Origin of the sequence: Sphingobium limneticum (assembly GCF_008710155.1) — a bacterium.
Taxonomy (GTDB): domain Bacteria; phylum Pseudomonadota; class Alphaproteobacteria; order Sphingomonadales; family Sphingomonadaceae; genus Sphingobium; species Sphingobium limneticum.
Genome location: NZ_VYPZ01000093.1, coordinates 1 through 932, shown reverse-complemented (window position 1 = coordinate 932; position 932 = coordinate 1). Strand labels below are relative to the sequence as shown.

1 protein-coding gene is annotated in these 932 nt (G+C 59.0%); it reads left to right on the top strand.

Annotated elements, in window-relative coordinates; translation table 11 throughout:
* Positions 1–77 precede the first annotated feature (77 nt).
* A complete protein-coding gene (locus F4U94_RS24105; protein ID WP_038293239.1) occupies positions 78–911 on the top strand; it encodes an IS5 family transposase in 834 nt (277 codons plus the stop codon).
* Positions 912–932 lie beyond the last annotated feature (21 nt).

Genomic DNA, 932 nt, shown 5'->3' with positions numbered 1-932 from the left:
AGAGCCCGATCCAAAAGTTGTTGAGCAATACCAGCATGTTATGATTCACGCCGTCCTTGCGAGAGATGGAGTGATCAATGGCATGGACTGGCATTGCTCGAGATGAGCATAGCCGCAAAGGACTGCGGTATCCAAGCGACATGACGGACAGAGAGTGGGCGCTGGTGGCACCGTTCATTCCTCCGGCAAAGCACGGCGGTCGGCGTCGCAGCACGAATATGCGTGAAGTGGCCAACGCGTTGCTCTACCTGGCCTCGGCCGGATGTGCCTGGCGCCTGCTGCCCAAGTGCTTTCCACCGGTCTCGACGGTCCGGCGCTATTTCTACGCCTGGCGTAACGCGGGATTGTTTGAGGTGATGAACACGCTGCTGGTCATGAACCTGCGAGAGATCGAGGGGCGCGAAGCCTCTCCCAGTGCGGGCATCATCGATAGCCAGAGCGTGAAAACGACCGAGAGCGGCGGTCCGAGTGGGTATGACGCAGGCAAGAAAGTCAAAGGTCGAAAGCGTCATATCCTGACCGACACCTCCGGCTTTCTGATCTCCATCCTCGTGCACACCGCCGATATTCAGGACCGGGATGGCGCCGTCGACGTGCTCAAAAGGATTTGCCAGCGCTTCCCTTGGCTGCGCCATATCTTCGCCGATGGTGGCTACGCCGGTGACAAGCTCAGAACGGCACTCGCCAAAGCCGGGAACTGGGTGATCGAGATCATCAAACGATCTGATCAAGCCAAGGGCTTTGAAGTCCTCCCGCGCCGCTGGGTCGTCGAGCGCACCTTCGCCTGGCTGGGACGGTGTCGCCGCCTCGCAAAGGACTGGGAAGCGACCATCGCCTCTTCAACCGCCTGGGCTATGATCGCTTCTATCCGCATGCTCATCCGCAGAACCGCAAGGTATTGCTACGCCTGAGAAACTTTTGAATCGGGCTCT

Coding starts and splice junctions, on each gene's coding strand:
- F4U94_RS24105 (WP_038293239.1), top strand. CDS start 78: ATGGCATGGACTGGCATTGCTCGAGATGAGCATAGCCGCAAAGGACTG.